Annotated in this window: 14 protein-coding genes; 6 read left to right on the top strand and 8 right to left on the bottom strand. The window is 59.5% G+C overall.

Annotated features, from left to right (window positions below):
• Positions 1-16 precede the first annotated feature (16 nt).
• On the top strand, positions 17-1,084 hold the full coding sequence (locus PKE98_RS06475; RefSeq protein WP_271194460.1) for a GGDEF domain-containing protein: 1,068 nt from the start codon (positions 17-19) through the stop codon (positions 1,082-1,084).
• Here the strand turns inward: PKE98_RS06475 and PKE98_RS06480 are convergent.
• The 3 genes from PKE98_RS06480 to PKE98_RS06490 all read right to left on the bottom strand — a co-directional run bounded on the left by PKE98_RS06480 (position 1,081) and on the right by PKE98_RS06490 (position 3,611).
• On the bottom strand, positions 1,081-2,136 hold the full coding sequence (locus PKE98_RS06480) for an ABC transporter ATP-binding protein (protein ID WP_271194461.1): 1,056 nt from the start codon (positions 2,134-2,136) through the stop codon (positions 1,081-1,083). The genes PKE98_RS06475 and PKE98_RS06480 overlap by 4 nt on opposite strands.
• A complete protein-coding gene (gene argF, locus PKE98_RS06485) occupies positions 2,133-3,053 on the bottom strand; it encodes an ornithine carbamoyltransferase (RefSeq protein ID WP_271194462.1) in 921 nt (306 codons plus the stop codon). The genes PKE98_RS06480 and argF overlap by 4 nt, the downstream gene beginning before the upstream one ends.
• A gap of 345 nt (positions 3,054-3,398) precedes the next feature.
• Positions 3,399-3,611, bottom strand: a complete 213-nt coding sequence (locus PKE98_RS06490; protein ID WP_108097521.1) for a cold-shock protein — start codon at positions 3,609-3,611, stop codon at positions 3,399-3,401.
• 399 nt (positions 3,612-4,010) lie between these two features.
• On the opposite strand from PKE98_RS06490, the gene PKE98_RS06495 reads away from it, so the two are divergent.
• Both PKE98_RS06495 and grxD read left to right on the top strand, forming a co-directional pair.
• Positions 4,011-6,119, top strand: a complete 2,109-nt coding sequence (locus tag PKE98_RS06495; RefSeq protein WP_271194463.1) for a molybdopterin oxidoreductase family protein — start codon at positions 4,011-4,013, stop codon at positions 6,117-6,119.
• A 121-nt stretch (positions 6,120-6,240) separates the two neighbouring features.
• Positions 6,241-6,567, top strand: a complete 327-nt coding sequence (grxD, locus tag PKE98_RS06500; RefSeq protein ID WP_271194464.1) for a Grx4 family monothiol glutaredoxin — start codon at positions 6,241-6,243, stop codon at positions 6,565-6,567.
• A 67-nt stretch (positions 6,568-6,634) separates the two neighbouring features.
• On the opposite strand, the gene bfr is transcribed toward grxD, so the two are convergent.
• The 4 genes from bfr to pyrC form a co-directional block, all read right to left on the bottom strand.
• Positions 6,635-7,105: a bacterioferritin gene (gene bfr / locus PKE98_RS06505; protein WP_108097518.1), complete on the bottom strand. Its 471-nt coding sequence runs from the start codon at positions 7,103-7,105 to the stop codon at positions 6,635-6,637.
• Between the two features lie 200 nt (positions 7,106-7,305).
• Positions 7,306-7,524 (bottom strand): bacterioferritin-associated ferredoxin, encoded by a 219-nt coding sequence (locus PKE98_RS06510; protein WP_271194465.1) that lies wholly within the window; start codon positions 7,522-7,524, stop codon positions 7,306-7,308.
• A 183-nt stretch (positions 7,525-7,707) separates the two neighbouring features.
• On the bottom strand, positions 7,708-8,382 hold the full coding sequence (gene rnt, locus PKE98_RS06515) for a ribonuclease T (protein WP_271194466.1): 675 nt from the start codon (positions 8,380-8,382) through the stop codon (positions 7,708-7,710).
• Positions 8,379-9,425, bottom strand: coding sequence for a dihydroorotase (pyrC, locus tag PKE98_RS06520; RefSeq protein WP_271194467.1), 1,047 nt, complete (start codon positions 9,423-9,425; stop codon positions 8,379-8,381). Before pyrC ends, rnt begins: the two co-directional genes overlap by 4 nt.
• Positions 9,426-9,572: 147 nt before the next feature.
• On the opposite strand from pyrC, the gene PKE98_RS06525 reads away from it, so the two are divergent.
• From PKE98_RS06525 to gloA, 3 genes are all read left to right on the top strand, one after another.
• Positions 9,573-10,487 carry a flagellar protein MotY gene (locus PKE98_RS06525; protein ID WP_271194468.1) on the top strand — a complete coding sequence of 305 codons (915 nt, stop codon included), beginning with the start codon at positions 9,573-9,575 and terminating at the stop codon, positions 10,485-10,487.
• A gap of 123 nt (positions 10,488-10,610) precedes the next feature.
• Complete coding sequence (locus PKE98_RS06530; RefSeq protein WP_271194469.1) at positions 10,611-11,828, top strand: argininosuccinate synthase; 1,218 nt, start codon at positions 10,611-10,613, stop codon at positions 11,826-11,828.
• Positions 11,829-11,919: 91 nt separating this feature from the next.
• Positions 11,920-12,312, top strand: coding sequence for a lactoylglutathione lyase (gene gloA, locus PKE98_RS06535; protein WP_271194470.1), 393 nt, complete (start codon positions 11,920-11,922; stop codon positions 12,310-12,312).
• A gap of 143 nt (positions 12,313-12,455) precedes the next feature.
• On the opposite strand, the gene PKE98_RS06540 is transcribed toward gloA, so the two are convergent.
• Positions 12,456-12,638 carry a PA3496 family putative envelope integrity protein gene (locus PKE98_RS06540; RefSeq protein WP_110614969.1) on the bottom strand — a complete coding sequence of 61 codons (183 nt, stop codon included), beginning with the start codon at positions 12,636-12,638 and terminating at the stop codon, positions 12,456-12,458.
• Between the last annotated feature and the right edge of the window lie 8 nt (positions 12,639-12,646).

A 12,646-nucleotide genomic window follows, 5' to 3' on the forward strand; every position in this document is an offset into this window, starting at 1 on the left:
GGAGAAGGACCCGCTGATGCCGTCTCGCCAACAACGGTTGCGCGTACGCCGGATTCTATTGGCGAGCAGTGCTTCAATTGGTTATCTGTTGCTGTGCTGGCTGGCATTTGCCAGCGGCTTTATGCAATTGACGGTTGCCGGCATGCTGTTGCTGACCTTCGCGGTGCTGGCCAGCACCGCCGGTTTTCTCGCCCTGACCTGGTTCAACCTCAACCTGCGTTTTCACGACCCCAGCCTGACATTGCCGCAGATGAGCTGGGCCATTGGCGTGATTTTTATCAGCGTGTACTACGCCGACTCCCTGCGGGCGTTGTTTCTGATGATGGTGCTGGTGGTGCTGATGTTTGGCGCCTTCCGCCTCGACCTGCGGGGCTTTGTTCGCATTGGCCTGTTCACCGCCGGTTGTTATGGGGTGCTGATGGCGGCGCTGATGCTTCGCGGTGTGGCATTCGACTGGCGGGTGGAGGCGATTCGCACCCTGGCGTTTTTTGTGCTGATTGGCGGGGTGTCGATGCTGGGGCTGGAAATGAGCCGTCTGCGCGACGTGCTCCAGGAGCGTAACCGCGACCTGCACGTGGCGCTTGAGCGTATCCAGCAGTTGGCGATTACCGATGAGCTGACCGGCCTGTACAACCGCCGTTTCGCCAATGAGGTGCTGGATCAGCAGAAGGCGCTGGCAGACCGCGGCACCTACGACTTTGTGCTGTGCCTGCTGGATCTGGATTTCTTCAAACACGTTAACGATGCCTACGGTCATCACGGCGGCGATGCGGTGCTATGCCAGTTGGCGAAAATTCTGCAGCGGGTGGTGCGCGACGTGGACTTTGTCGCGCGCATGGGCGGCGAGGAGTTTTTGTTGATTCTGTCGAACACCAACGAGGCAGGCGCATTGCAGGCCATGGAGCGCTTGCGCGAAACCTTGCGCACTACGCAGTGGGAAGGTTTTGCGCACTTGCGCATGACGTTGTCGGTGGGCGTTAGCCGTTACAACGGCCCCGAGCCGTGGCAAACCACGATGCAGCGGGGCGACCGGGCGTTGTATCAAGCCAAGGACAGCGGCCGCGACCGGGTGGTGGTGCTTTAAAGCTGGCTGCCGGGCGCGGCGAAGGTAACCACTTGCGAGGCCGCCAGACGCACACCAACGTACTCGCCGGTTTGTCGCTGCACATGGCCTGGGAACAAGGCTTCCACGTGCCCGCCAGTGGCCAGGCGCAAGCGGTAGAGTGTGCTGGCGCCGAGGAAGCTGGTGCTCAGTACCAGTGCCTGCTGCAAACCGTCTTCGGCGAAGGCGATGTCATCCGGGCGCAGCAACACGTCAACCGGGCTACCGCTGGGCCAATCGCGCGGCTGGCAGTGGATAACCCCCAGCTCGGTCTGCACCGATTCACGGCTAAGCATTTCGCCGCGAATGAAATAGCCCTGGCCGATAAAGCTGGCAACAAAGGGAGTTTGCGGCCGGTGGTAGAGGTTGTACGGCGTGTCCCACTGCTCCAGATGGCCTTCCTTGAACACGCCCACCTTGTCGCTGACGGCGAAGGCTTCTTCCTGGTCGTGGGTGACCAACACGGCGCTGGTGCCGCGGGCCTTGAGGATTTCGCGCACTTCCTGGCTCAGGCGGCGACGCAGCTCGTTGTCGAGGTTGGAGAACGGCTCATCGAGCAGCAACAGTTGCGGTGCCGGCGCGAGCGCGCGGGCCAGGGCCACGCGCTGTTGCTGGCCGCCGGAGAGCTCGTGGGGAAAACGTTTGCTCAGGGTGGAGAGCTTGACCAGGTCCAGCAGCTCGGCGGTGGTTTGCGTGCAGTTGGTGTGCTCGCGGATGCCGAAGGCGACGTTGTCGGCCACGGTCAGGTGCGGGAACAACGCGTAGTCCTGAAACACCATGCCGATGCGGCGCTTTTCCGGGGCCAGGGTGAAGCCGGCGCGGGAAATAACGCTGCTGCCCAACTGGATTTCACCGCTCAGCACCGGCTCGAAGCCGGCGATGGCGCGCAGCGTAGTGGTTTTGCCGCAGCCCGACGGGCCGAGCAGGCAGCCGATTTCGCCGACATTAAGTTGCAGGTTCAGTTGTTGCACCACGGGGTGGTCGCGGTAGCCGCAACTGAGGTCACGCAGGCTCAGCAGCGCAGCGGCACTCATGCCGGGCGGTAGCCTGGCTCGACCAGCATTTCCAGCAACGCCTTTTGCGCGTGCAGGCGGTTTTCGGCCTGGTCCCAGGCGCCGGAGCGTGGGTCGTCGAGCAGGTCTTCGCTGATCTCTTCACCGCGGTGTGCCGGCAGGCAGTGCAGAAACAACACGTCGCTGGCCGCCTGGTCGAGGAGGGCGCGGGTCACCTGGTAAGGCTTGAAAAGCGCGAGGCGCTCTGCGGCTTCTTCTTCCTGGCCCATGGAGGTCCAGACGTCGGTGCTGACCAGATGGGCGCCGGCTACCGCTTCACGCGGGTCACGCACGATGGTCACTCGCTCGCCAGCCTGGGCCATAAAGGTCGGGTTTGGCTCATAGCCTTGCGGGCACGCGACGCGTAGGTGGAAATCGTACTGCTGGGCAGCTTCGATGTAGCTGTTGCACATGTTGTTGCCGTCGCCGATCCACGCCACGGTTTTGCCCTGGATGGCGCCGCGCAGCTCGTGGTAGGTCTGCATATCGGCCAGCAATTGGCACGGGTGCAGGTCGTCCGACAGGCCATTGATGACCGGCACGCGCGAGTGGGCGGCGAATTCGGTGAGGGTGCTGTGGGCGAATGTGCGGATCATCACCGCATCGAGCATGCGCGACATGACGATGGCGGCATCGCTGATCGGCTCGCCACGGCCCAGTTGGGTGTCACGCGGCGACAGAAAGATGGCCTGGCCGCCGAGCTGGATCATGCCGGCTTCGAAGGAGAGGCGGGTGCGGGTCGAGGCTTTCTCGAAGATCATGCCCAGCACGCGATTTTTCAGCGGTTCAAAAAGAATGCCTCGATGGCGCAGGCTCTTCAGCTCGATGCCGCGACGAAGCAGACCCAGCAACTCATCGGGTGTGCAGTCCATTAGCGAGAGAAAGTGTCTTGCGCTCATCATTAACTACCTTTTGTACAACGATTGCGCTGGCGAGCAAGCCTTTGGGTTTTCACAGAAAAAAGGGCTCTACCAGCGGCTGGGGGCCGCACGGTGCGACGAAATGGGGAGGCCGGATCTTATAAGTAAATGTCGCGTCATGTCATCTTTGAAAGAGGCGACGTTTGTTTCAGATATCTCATGCCAGGTGTGTAGTGCGCCAGGCAGCGCCTGGGGGCAGCCTTTGTACACTGCCGCCAAGTGGCTTGGCAAACCCGCCAACGGCATTGGCAGCGCAGAAAACGGCATTTTCAAGGCATAAAAAAACCCCGCCGAAGCGGGGTTTTTTATGAAGCGCGGGGAGTCTTAGACTACCTGTACTTCTTCAGCTTGCATGCCTTTCTGGCCTTTGGCGGCCACGAAAGATACGGTCTGACCTTCTTTCAAGCTCTTGAAGCCATCGGATTGGATAGCTTTGAAGTGCACGAACAGGTCAGCGCCGCCGTTGCTTGGAGTGATGAAGCCGAAGCCTTTTTCATCGTTGAACCATTTAACGGTACCAGTTTCGCGATTAGCCATGGTGTAGATCCTTGAACAGAGTGGATTGCGGCGGGCTACAGGCCCAGCCAGTACTGAGTGCAAAGAGTTATCGGAATACGTGTAGATGGTTGGATCGAGATCTAAACACCAGGTTGCGATTCGCGGTACACATGCAGCACAGTGGTCTAAAGATACGCACTTTGTTGGAGTAATGCGACTAGCGAAGGCGTTGTTATCGATATAAATGGCATATATCTGCTGAAACGCGCTGCGGTTGGCAGGTCAGGAATGCTGTAGTCGCCGTCTGAAGACGTGTATGGAATCCCCTGATAGGCCCCGATTCACGGGGCTTACGCCTATGGCGCAGCTGCCGCTCACACGCCATAGTTCAGGCTTACCGACCTGATTAGTCGCTCCAAATAAAAATGAGGCTAGGCCATGACCAAGACCCTCCATCACCGTGCATGTCACCTGTGCGAGGCCATTTGTGGCCTGAGTATCGAAACCGAAACCCAGCCAGACGGCAGTCAGCAGATCCTTTCTATCAAAGGTGATGCCCAGGACAGCTTCAGCAATGGCCATATCTGCCCCAAGGCGGTGGCCCTGCAGGATATCCAGCACGACCCGGATCGCATCCGCCAACCCATGCGCCGCGTGGGCAGCGAATGGCAGGCTATCGAATGGGACGAAGCCTTCGCGCTCGTCGCCGATCGCCTGGCCGATATTCAGGCGCGACACGGGCAGAACGCGGTGGCGGTGTATCAAGGCAACCCGAGCGTGCATAACTATGGGCTGATGACCCACAGCAACTACTTTCTCGGTCAACTGAAAACCCGTAACCGCTACTCCGCGACCTCGGTAGACCAGTTGCCCCATCACCTGACCAGCCACCTGATGTATGGCCACGGCCTGCTGATTCCGATCCCGGACATCGACCACACCGACTTTATGCTGATTCTGGGCGGCAACCCGCTGGCCTCCAACGGCAGCATCATGACCGTGCCCAACGTGGAAAAACGCCTGAAGGCCATCAAGGCCCGTGGCGGCAAGGTTGTGGTGGTGGACCCGCGTCGCAGTGAAACGGCCTCGATTGCCGACCAACATATATTCGTGCGCCCAGGGCAAGACGCCGCGTTGCTGTTTGGCGTGCTCAATACCCTGTTTGAAGAAGGCCTGACGCGCACCAGCCACTTGCCCATCGACGGCGTAGACGAGGTGCGCAAGGCCGTCGCCGCCTTTACCGCCGAAGCCATGAGCGCGCGTTGTGGCGTGCCGGCCGAGACCATTCGCCAATTGGCTCGCGACTTTGCCGCTGCCGATAAAGCGGTGTGCTACGGCCGCATGGGCGTTTCCACCCAGGTATTCGGCACGCTGTGCCAATGGGTGGTGCAACTGATCAACCTGGTGACCGGCAACCTTGATCGCGTAGGCGGCGTGCTCTGCACCGAGCCTGCGGTAGACCTGGTGGCGACGACCTCGGGTGGGCATTTCAATCGCTGGCAGAGCCGCGTTTCGGGTTTACCCGAGTACGCCGGTGAGCTGCCTGTTTCCGCCCTGGCCGAAGAGATGCTCACCCCCGGGGAGGGGCAGATCCGCGCCTTGGTAACCGTGGCCGGCAATCCGGTGCTGTCGACCCCCAACGGTCGTCAACTGGAGCAGGCGCTGGATGGTCTGGAGTTCATGCTGTGCATCGACTTCTATATCAATGAAACCACGCGCTATGCCGACCTGATCCTGCCGCCTACCGCGCCGCTGGAGCACGATCACTACGACACCACCTTCAATGTGTTCGCCGTGCGCAACGTCACCCGCTTCAACGAACCGGTGCTGGCCAAACCGGCTGGCGCTTTGCATGACTGGGAAATTTTCGTCGGCCTGGCCAAAGCCTTTGCGGCGAAGACCGACGCGGTGCTCAAGCCGACGATGGAACCTTCGCAGCTGATCGATATGGGCTTGCGCTTCGGTTTGTATGGCGAGAAGTCCGAGCATCAGTTGTCGGTGGCCAAGCTGCGTGAACACCCGCACGGCATTGATCTGGGCGCGTTGAAACCCAATCTGCTGGAACGCCTGAAAACCCCGAGCAAAACCGTGCAGGCCGCCCCGGACATCCTGCTGGGCGACCTTGCGCGCTTTGCCGCGCAGCCGGCGCCCAAGGCCGACGAGCTGGTGCTGATTGGCCGGCGGCATGTACGTAGCAATAACTCCTGGATGCACAACTACCACCGTCTGGTGAAGGGCAAGCCACGCCATCAACTGCTGATGAACCCGCAGGACATGGCCAGCCGGGCGTTGACCGATGGCCAATTGGTCAGCGTGCGTTCGCGGGTCGGCGTGATTGAAGTCGAAGCCGTTGGCAGCGACGAAATGATGCAAGGCGTGGTCAGCCTTCCCCATGGTTGGGGCCACGGGCGGCCAGGGGTACAGATGGCGATTGCCAGCGCGCAGCCGGGTGCCAGTGCCAACGACTTGACGGATGAGCGGCAATTGGATGTCTTGTCAGGTAATGCGGCGCTCAATGGGGTGCCAGTCGTGGTGGCTGCAGCCTGATAGCCTACGACGATAGGAGGGTCGCGCCATTTGCGCGGCTTTCCGATACAATGTCCGCCACCGTGTCGGCCCGTGAGTCGGCGATTTGGACAGTCAGATAGGCCTTAGTGCTGAGGTACCCATGGATATCATCGAAACTATCAAAGAGCAGATCGCTAACAACGCCATCCTGCTGTACATGAAAGGCTCACCGAACGCCCCGCAATGTGGCTTCTCGTCGAAAGCCGCTCAGGTTGTCATGGCATGCGGCGAGAAATTCGCCTACGTCGACATCCTGCAAAACCCGGAAATCCGCGCCAACCTGCCGAAATACGCAAACTGGCCTACCTTCCCGCAGCTGTGGGTTGGCGGCGAGCTGGTTGGCGGTAGCGACATCATGGTTGAGATGTTCGAAAACGGCGAGTTGCAAACCCTGGTCAAGGCCGCCTCCGCCAAAGCGGACGCCTGATCACGCACTGCAAAAACGCAGTCAATAAAAAGCCCCGCCGAAGCGGGGCTTTTTTGTGCCTGACGAATTACTCATCCATCTGCGATTGCAGGTAATTCTGCAGTCCGACTTTGTCGATCAGGCTCAGTTGGGTTTCCAGCCAATCGATGTGGTCTTCCTCGGAGCAAAGGATCTCTTCGAGCAGCTCGCGGCTGGCGTAGTCGGCAATGCTCTCGCAGTAGGCGATGGCTTCTTTCAGATCGATATGCGCTTTGTGCTCGATCTTCAGGTCGCACTCCAGCATCTCCTTGGTGTTTTCACCAATCAGGATCTTGCCCAGGTCTTGCAGGTTAGGCAGGCCCTCGAGGAACAGAATGCGCTTGATGAGCTTATCCGCGTGTTTCATCTCGTCGATGGACTCGTGGTACTCGTGCTCGCCCAGCTTTTTCAGGCCCCAATCTTCATACATGCGCGCATGCAGGAAGTATTGGTTGATGGCGACCAGCTCGTTGCCGAGGATTTTATTGAGGTGCTGGATGACTTTCTTGTCGCCTTTCATGTCGGGGTCCTGCCGTGCAAGGGAGTGATAGCGTGAGAGTCTGACCCTGCATTTTTTGCCTGTCAAATGTAAGTAGTTGAATTTAAACGCAAATTAAAACCGAATACGAATGTTTTGTTTCTGCGTCTTGGCGCTAACTGCTTGAATTTCGGGCATAAAAAAACCGGACACCAGGTCCGGTTTTCGGAAAATGACTACTTCTACGCCATAACAAAATTTGCGGGGTAGGCGAGGGCGGCCTGGCTGCTTTGTACTTCGGTCAGCGTTTCGCGAACCACTTGCTTGGCCAAGGTCGCGCATTTACCGCATTGGCTGGCAAGTTCCAGCGCGTTACGAACGTCGCGGTAGCTGCAGCAACCTTCGTTGATTGCATCGCGGATCTGACCGTCGGTGACACCCATGCAAAGGCATACGTACATAAAGGGCCCAAAACTCGAAATGGCTTGATGCGAAGGATACTAATGTTAATGAGAACGCTTGTCAAAACGTGAAAGGGATATTGCCGCCAATAATCCCGCGCACCGATAAACGGTCAAACGCCCGCCAGAAGACAATAAAAAACCCGGCACCAAGGCCGGGTTTTTTACGTGCGTGGAGCGCGATCAGTCGTCGAAATCCTGCCAGCCGCCCAGTTCTTTCCAGCGATTGACGATGCCGCAGAACAGCTCGGCTGTTTTCTCGGTGTCGTAACGCGCCGAATGCGCTTCACGGCCATCGAAGTCCATGCCCGCGGCCTGGCAGGCGCGCGCCAGCACCGTTTGCCCATAGGCAAGGCCAGCGAGGGTGGCAGTATCGAAGCTGGAAAACGGGTGGAACGGGTTGCGCTTCAGATCGTTGCGCGCCACAGCGGCATTGAGGAAGCCCAGGTCGAAACTGCTGTTATGCCCCACCAGAATCGCGCGCTTGCAGCCATTGGCCTTCAGCGCCTTGCGAATGCCACGGAAAATATCCGTCAGCGCCGACTCCTCGCTTACCGCCATGCGCAGCGGGTGATCAAGCTTGATGCCGGTGAACTCCAATGCCGCGGCCTCGATATTGGCGCCTTCAAACGGCTCGATGCGGAAGAAATAGGTGTGCTCGGGAAACAGAAAGCCTTTTTCATCCATGCCCACGGTGGTGGCCGCAATTTCCAGCAAGGCGTCGGTCGCGGAGTTGAAGCCGCCTGTTTCGACGTCGACCACTACTGGCAGATAGCCGCGAAACCGCTCGGCCATGGGATGGCGCGAACCGCTGCCGCCGCCGCCTTCCAGTTCGTCGTCGTAGTTTTCTTCACTCACGCAGTTTGCTCCAGCAGGCGCCAGCGCAGTTTTTCACCGGCGCGCAGCGGGACGACACTGTGCTCGCCGAGCGGCAAGCTGGTCGGGGCAGTCCATTCTTCACGGACCAGGGTAATGGTGTCGGTGTTGCGCGGCAGGCCGTAGAAATCCGGGCCGTTCTTGCTCGCAAACCCTTCCAGTTTATCCAGCGCATTGCGCTGTTCGAACGCCTCGGCGTACAGCTCGATGGCGGCATAGGCCGTGTAGCAGCCTGCGCAGCCGCAGGCGGCTTCCTTGGCGTGCTGGGCATGGGGCGCCGAGTCGGTGCCGAGGAAGAACTTGCCGCTGCCGCTGGTGGCGGCATCCAGCAAGGCGTCCTGATGCACATTGCGCTTGAGAATCGGCAGGCAATAGAAGTGCGGGCGAATACCACCGACCAGCATATGGTTGCGGTTATAGAGCAGGTGGTGAGCGGTGATGGTCGCGCCAACGTTGGCCGAAGCGCTGTTGACGAACTGCACGGCATCGCCGGTGGTGATGTGTTCAAACACCACTTTCAGCGTCGGGAAGCGCTCGACCACACGGGTCAGGTGCTCGTCGATAAACACCTTCTCACGGTCGAACACGTCGATTTCGCCACGGGTCACTTCACCGTGTACCAACAGCGGCAGGCCGACTTCGGCCATGACTTCGAGTACATGGAAAATCTTGTCGACGCTGGTCACGCCAGAGTCGGAGTTGGTGGTGGCGCCGGCCGGGTAGAGTTTGGCCGCATGCACAAAGCCCGAGGCTTTGGCCGCGCGCACGTCTTCCGGGCGGGTTACGTCAGTGAGGTACAGCACCATCAACGGTTCGAATTGGCTGCCGGCCGGGCGTGCGGCGAGAATGCGCTGGCGATAGCCATCAGCCTCGCCGGCGTTACGCACTGGCGGCACCAGGTTCGGCATGATGATGGCGCGGCCGAAAGTGCGCGCGACGTCGGCGACCGTGTGCGGCAGCACCGCGCCGTCGCGCAGGTGGATATGCCAGTCGTCGGGACGCAACAGGGTTAGGCGGTCAGTCATGGGGGGCAATACCAGATCAGCGAAATTTGTGCGGTGAAAACTGCTGCGAATGCTACCGGAAAAGCCTGAGAGCGGCACCCGCTATCAAGTTTTGCCAACGGCAACCGATACCCCCTGAGAATGCAGTAATTCCTTATGGAGCCTACCGTGCGCCAGCGCTATCTCGCCTTGTTCAGCTTATTCGCCAGCCTGCCGGCCATGGCGATCACTTTTCAGACGCGCCTGGAAAAGGTCGAGTGGAAGGTCGATGGCGATCAGTTCGAGTGCCGTCTGTCGCAAGACATCACCGATTTTGGCCAAGGCCAATTCGTTCGCCGTGCCGGCGAGCAGGTCACTTTCCGCCTGCAGGCCCGCGAGCGCTGGTTGGGCGCAGGCTCGGCCACCCTGGTCGCTGCCGCTGCGCCTTGGCAGCCGGGGCGTGGCGACATCAACCTGGGCATGGTCAATGTGGTTGATAACGGCCCCATGCCGTTCAACAGCACCCAGCAACAGGGCACGCGCCTGCTTACCGGCTTGCTGGAAGGGCGCAGCCCGCTGGTGCGCCACCGCACGCCCGATGGCGGCGAAGGCATTGAAGTGCGCCTGATGCCGGTGAAATTCAACAAGGCCTACCACGACTACCTCGATTGCACGACCAAGCTGCTGCCGGTGAACTACGACCAGATCAAGCAAGCGCAAATCAATTTTCCGGGAGGTGGCGCCGACCTGGACGACGTGTCCCGCGCCAAGCTGGAGATCATCCTTCAATATATGAAGGCCGATCCGAGCGTTAACCATATCGAGCTTGATGGCCATTCGGACAACGGCGGCAATCGCCTGACCAACCTGGACATGTCCCGCCGCCGCGGCCTGGCCGTTACCGAGTACTTCAAGGCCAATGGCATTCCCGAGTCGCAGATTGTGCTGCGCTTCCATGGCGAACGGTATCCGCTGGTGCCCAACACCAACGCCGCCAATCGGGCGAAAAATCGTCGGGTTACCGTGCATTTGTCCCGCGATCCCATGCCGCCGGCGCCTACTACGCCTGCGACAGCTCCGATAAAACCCGCTGCCACGTCTTAATACGTCCGTCGTTTAGACGAAAGAACCCGTCGCTTCATCGTCATAAGCTGTCGCGCCTCTGTAAATTGTCCGGCGCGGGCAGTAGAATCGCGGGTTTTCCGTAGAACCCCGTGGAGTGATGGCATGGCGGACGTAAAGAAGGTTGTCCTGGCGTATTCCGGTGGCCTGGACACTTCGGTAATTCTCAAGTGGCTGCAAGACACCTATCAATGTGAAGTGGTGACTTTCACCGCCGATCTCGGTCAAGGCGAAGAAGTTGAGCCTGCTCGTGCCAAGGCACAGGCCATGGGCGTCAAGGAAATCTTCATCGACGATCTGCGCGAAGAATTCGTGCGAGATTTCGTCTACCCCATGTTCCGCGCCAACACTGTGTACGAAGGCGAGTACCTGCTGGGTACTTCCATCGCTCGTCCGCTGATTGCCAAACGCCTGATCGAAATCGCCAACGAAACCGGTGCTGACGCCATTTCCCACGGCGCCACCGGCAAAGGCAACGACCAGGTTCGCTTCGAGCTTGGCGCCTACGCGCTCAAGCCCGGCGTAAAAGTGATTGCTCCCTGGCGCGAGTGGGACCTGCTGTCGCGCGAGAAGCTGATGGACTACGCCGAGAAGCACGCCATTCCAATCGAGCGTCACGGCAAGAAAAAGTCGCCGTACTCCATGGATGCCAACCTGCTGCACATCTCCTATGAAGGCGGCGTGCTGGAAGACACCTGGACCGAGCACGAAGAAGACATGTGGAAATGGACCGTCTCGCCCGAGAACGCTCCAGACAAGCCGACCTACCTGGAACTCACCTACCGCAACGGCGACATCGTCGCCCTCGACGGTGTGGAAATGAGCCCGGCTACCGTATTGGCCACACTGAACAAAATCGGCGGCGAGAACGGTATCGGTCGTCTCGACATCGTGGAAAACCGCTATGTCGGCATGAAGTCCCGCGGCTGCTACGAAACCCCCGGCGGCACCATCATGCTGCGTGCGCACCGCGCGATCGAGTCCATCACCCTGGACCGCGAAGTCGCTCACCTCAAAGATGAGCTGATGCCCAAGTACGCCAGCCTGATCTACACCGGCTACTGGTGGAGCCCTGAGCGTCTGATGCTGCAACAGATGATCGACGCCTCCCAGGCGCACGTGAACGGTGTGGTTCGCCTGAAGCTGTACAAAGGCAATGTGATCGTTACTGGTCGCAAGTCCGAAGGCTCGTTGTTCGACGCCAATATCGCCACCTTCGAAGAAGACGGCGGCGCCTACAACCAGGCCGACGCGGCTGGCTTTATCAAGTTGAACGCCTTGCGCATGCGCATCGCCGCCAACAAGGGCCGCAAGCTGTTCTGATAAGCTTGTATGTGCCTACACAAACCCCGGCCATGAGCCGGGGTTTGCATTTCTAAGCCCGAGACTACGGGCATCGATGAGGATACGACTGATGAGACTGCTGCACACCATGCTGCGTGTCGGCGATATGGATAAATCCATCGCGTTCTATACCGAAGTGCTCGGCATGACCCTGCTGCGCCGCAAAGACTACCCCGATGGCCAGTTCACCCTGGCGTTCGTGGGCTACGGCAATGAAGCGGACAACAGCGTGATCGAGCTGACCCACAACTGGGGCGTCGAGAGCTACGAGCTGGGCACCGGTTACGGCCATATCGCATTGGAAGTGGCCGATGTCTACAAAGCCTGCGAAGACATCCGCACCCGCGGCGGCAAAATCACCCGCGAGCCGGGCCCGATGAAACACGGCACCAGCATTCTGGCGTTTGTGGAAGATCCGGATGGCTACAAGATCGAGCTGCTGTCGCCGTCGCGCGGCGACTAAAGGCCGACTGTAGGAGCCAGCTTGCTGGCGAACCCTGCCAACACCGTTACCGAGGTGGGCAGGGTTCGCGACCAAGGTCGCTCCTACAAAGAATCAAGCACCCAACAAAAAAGCCCGACATCAAGTCGGGCTTTTTGGTCTGGCTAGAGATCGAAATCGTATTCGGCCAGTTGTTTGTGCAACCGTCGCTCTTCCAACAGGTTGTCGATGATTCGGCGCTTGGTCAGGTTGGTCTTGGCCACTTCAACCGGGGCCTCCACAACCTCGTCACCATCTTCGCTTACCACGTCTTCGTCGAGTTCCAGTTCTTCTTTGCTAGTGCTCATTGACGTCC

The organism is Pseudomonas turukhanskensis (genome assembly GCF_027922365.1).
GTDB lineage: Bacteria > Pseudomonadota > Gammaproteobacteria > Pseudomonadales > Pseudomonadaceae > Aquipseudomonas > Aquipseudomonas turukhanskensis.

Bases quoted from the DNA above. Each gene is read 5' to 3' on its own strand.
- PKE98_RS06475 (WP_271194460.1), top strand. From the start codon at position 17: ATGCCGTCTCGCCAACAACGGTTGCGCGTACGCCGGATTCTATTGGCG.
- PKE98_RS06480 (WP_271194461.1), bottom strand. From the start codon at position 2,136: ATGAGTGCCGCTGCGCTGCTGAGCCTGCGTGACCTCAGTTGCGGCTAC.
- argF (WP_271194462.1), bottom strand. From the start codon at position 3,053: ATGAGCGCAAGACACTTTCTCTCGCTAATGGACTGCACACCCGATGAG.
- PKE98_RS06490 (WP_108097521.1), bottom strand. From the start codon at position 3,611: ATGGCTAATCGCGAAACTGGTACCGTTAAATGGTTCAACGATGAAAAA.
- PKE98_RS06495 (WP_271194463.1), top strand. From the start codon at position 4,011: ATGACCAAGACCCTCCATCACCGTGCATGTCACCTGTGCGAGGCCATT.
- grxD (WP_271194464.1), top strand. From the start codon at position 6,241: ATGGATATCATCGAAACTATCAAAGAGCAGATCGCTAACAACGCCATC.
- bfr (WP_108097518.1), bottom strand. From the start codon at position 7,105: ATGAAAGGCGACAAGAAAGTCATCCAGCACCTCAATAAAATCCTCGGC.
- PKE98_RS06510 (WP_271194465.1), bottom strand. From the start codon at position 7,524: ATGTACGTATGCCTTTGCATGGGTGTCACCGACGGTCAGATCCGCGAT.
- pyrC (WP_271194467.1), bottom strand. From the start codon at position 9,425: ATGACTGACCGCCTAACCCTGTTGCGTCCCGACGACTGGCATATCCAC.
- PKE98_RS06530 (WP_271194469.1), top strand. From the start codon at position 10,611: ATGGCGGACGTAAAGAAGGTTGTCCTGGCGTATTCCGGTGGCCTGGAC.
- gloA (WP_271194470.1), top strand. From the start codon at position 11,920: ATGAGACTGCTGCACACCATGCTGCGTGTCGGCGATATGGATAAATCC.
- PKE98_RS06540 (WP_110614969.1), bottom strand. From the start codon at position 12,638: ATGAGCACTAGCAAAGAAGAACTGGAACTCGACGAAGACGTGGTAAGC.